At 40.3% G+C, this 2,681-nt stretch carries 4 protein-coding genes and 1 pseudogene; all 5 read right to left on the bottom strand.

The features are described 5' to 3' along the window. Positions 1-203: 203 nt before the first annotated feature. Positions 204-608 carry a hypothetical protein gene (locus ACFIMS_RS05560; RefSeq protein WP_375696471.1) on the bottom strand — a complete coding sequence of 135 codons (405 nt, stop codon included), beginning with the start codon at positions 606-608 and terminating at the stop codon, positions 204-206. 11 nt (positions 609-619) lie between these two features. Beyond that, positions 620-853 (bottom strand): hypothetical protein, encoded by a 234-nt coding sequence (locus ACFIMS_RS05555; RefSeq protein WP_375696470.1) that lies wholly within the window; start codon positions 851-853, stop codon positions 620-622. Between the two features lie 596 nt (positions 854-1,449). After that, entirely contained in the window at positions 1,450-1,854 is a 405-nt protein-coding gene (locus ACFIMS_RS05550) for a hypothetical protein (protein ID WP_375696469.1), read from the bottom strand. 21 nt (positions 1,855-1,875) lie between these two features. Then, positions 1,876-2,109 carry a hypothetical protein gene (locus ACFIMS_RS05545; RefSeq protein ID WP_375696468.1) on the bottom strand — a complete coding sequence of 78 codons (234 nt, stop codon included), beginning with the start codon at positions 2,107-2,109 and terminating at the stop codon, positions 1,876-1,878. A gap of 205 nt (positions 2,110-2,314) precedes the next feature. After that, positions 2,315-2,681, bottom strand: a pseudogene (locus tag ACFIMS_RS05540) (DUF3987 domain-containing protein); the annotation flags it as partial.

Raw genomic sequence — 2,681 nt, 5'->3', positions numbered from 1 at the left:
ACGTAAGGACGGACAAGGCTTTCTCAAACTCATCAATCTAGAGATAGCATAATCCGTCCTATGACGCAATGTTATAGGATTACTAAGTACATTCTACGCCATATTGCTTTACATACAATATTGAGATGTTAGATTGAGAAAACAATCGCGCCATTCCAAGCAAAGGCCAGAATAGTGGGATTGTTGATCATCACAAGCAAGACTTAAGGATAGCATTCATATTGTTCTGGATGCTTTTTACAAAACGGGCTGTTTAAGCGCTTCTTGACACTGCGCCTCGGGATCACAGCACCTGGACGACAAGCCGGAAGATTCTTTCCTTGAAAATTCTCACACCACGTTCCTGCCTCTGTATCTTTATAGCGGAATCCTGATTGAACCATACAAGAATCAATGAACGCCTTTTTATTTAAACTTAACTTTCTATTTTCTGGATCCTTATCATAAGGGGTTGGCATACCACATTCTAACAATGCTTTTCCTATCTCAGTAAAATCTGCTCCTGGCTTCTCCCACATTGCCAAAGATGATGAAGGAGTTTTATTAAACTGACATCCCACTATACTTAATAAAACTATTATACTCAGTAATTTAAACAACATGTTCATTTTTTTCTCCTTCAAGGTTTTTGTTCACGATGAGAAGGGCCATAACGCTTTTTGCATATATCACTCGCATCTCCAAGGCAAGTATGGGAGCTTATGGGATTCATGATCACTCTCCACCATTCTGTCCAAACGTTACTACCAGCAGGGAGTGTCCCGTAGGTATAGCCATTGCCGCCAATAATTCTGCTGACAAAGTCATATCTATTCCCATCAAAGCCAATAGTGGTTTGTTTGCCATCACTCACATAATCTAACAGACCGGCNCAAAGTCATATCTATTCCCATCAAAGCCAATAGTGGTTTGTTTGCCATCACTCACATAATCTAACAGACCGGCTGCAACTAAAACATTAAAGGCTGGTCCATAGAAATTGATATTCGTGTTGTCGGCTATACCGTGAACACCTTCTTGTTTGAAAGAATTCAGCATATTTCCCAATGTCATTGTCCCGCGACTATGTCCATAAAGTTCTAATCCCGTGTTACCATAGCGAGACATCAGATTTTTTGCTTCTTGTGTGGAATTGGTCAAACCCCAAAAGTTATTTTCCATAAACTTCTGGTAGCCTGCTACCAGAAGTTCTGAAATAGCAGAATCGGCTTCTGGGAACACAACAAAATAAAGCGGTTCATTTTTATTCTCCGCATGTTGCTCTGCATAAACAGCAGCTTCATAGGGTGGCGTAAAAATGCCATTGAGGAACACATGCACCTTGCCATCAGCACCTTCTTGCAAATGCTTCTTTTCTTCATCCGTTAAACAATGTGCGTGAGGAAACAATCCCGCCATTCCAAGCAAAGGCAAGGATGGCAGATTGTTGATCATCACCAATAGCAAAACTTAAGGTTTGCATTCAAGTGCATTTTTATATTTTTTACAATAAGGGCTATTTAAGCGCTTCTTGACACTGGGCCTCGGGATCACAGCACCTGGACGACAAATGGGCAAGTTTTCCGCTTTATAATTTCCACACCAGCCTCCCCCCACATCATATTTATAGCGAAATCCCGCTTGGAGCATGCAAGCATCAATGGTTGCATTTGCATTGTAGCTGAGCTTTCTATTTTCTGTATCAGCATTAATAAGGCTTGGCAGACCGCATTCTAACAAGGCTTTTCCTACCTCTGTAAAACCTGCTCCTGGCTTTTTCCACGCAGCCACATCTCCTGGGGGAGTTTTATTAAACTGACATCCAGCTATACTTAACAAAGTTACAGCGCTTAATAATTTTAAAGTTTGTTTCATTTTTTTCCTCCATGATTTAATTCAAGGTTTTTGTTTTAAATGAGATGAGCCATACCTTTTTTGGCATTTTTGACCCGCATCTCCAAGACAAGTATGGGAGCTTATGGGATTCATGATCACTCTCCACCATTCTTTCCACCAGTTACTGCCAGCAGGTATTGTCTCGTAAGTATAGCCATTGCCGCCAATAATTCTGCTTACAAAGTCGTATCTATTCCCATCAAAGCCAACAATGGTTTGTTTGCCGTCACTCACATAACCTAACAGACCGGATGCAACTAAAACATTAAAGGCTGGTCCATAGAAATTGATATTCGTGTTGTCGGCTATACTGACAAGACTGACAAAACTCTTCTGATAAGGTCACTCAGATCATTTACTTTTGGAAAAAAGTTCCTTGATGAGAATGCCATAAAAAGAGTTTTGCGTGGTTGTCTTAAAGACTTCAAAAGAGATTTCTTTATTGTTTTATGCTGTTGTTTTTAACCAAAGGATGCCATTCATACCGTCTATCAGGACGCCGACCTAATTCATTTCCCTCTATAGGAAATTCACGAATATAGTTACAACGACATAAAAGCTCTAAAGCTTGCTTAACGGCTCCATTGTCTTTTAAAGATCTCCAACACCGTCTATAGATATCTCTTGCCGTAAAAACATTGGGTAAAAGATCACAGCGCTCTACAATTAATTTTGCACGCTCTGCTGTTAATGTATCATTCGCCGCATAAAGACGTTTTGCATGGCTTATCAGATATTCTTCCCAATATAAGGCTCTCTCAAGGGCATCTCTATTGATTTCAAAACGCCCCCCTTCACTCAATTCA

This window comes from Bartonella sp. AP331QHHD (assembly GCF_042195905.1).
In the GTDB taxonomy this organism is placed as follows: Bacteria; Pseudomonadota; Alphaproteobacteria; order Rhizobiales; family Rhizobiaceae; genus Bartonella.
This window is presented reverse-complemented; position numbering and strand designations above follow the sequence as displayed.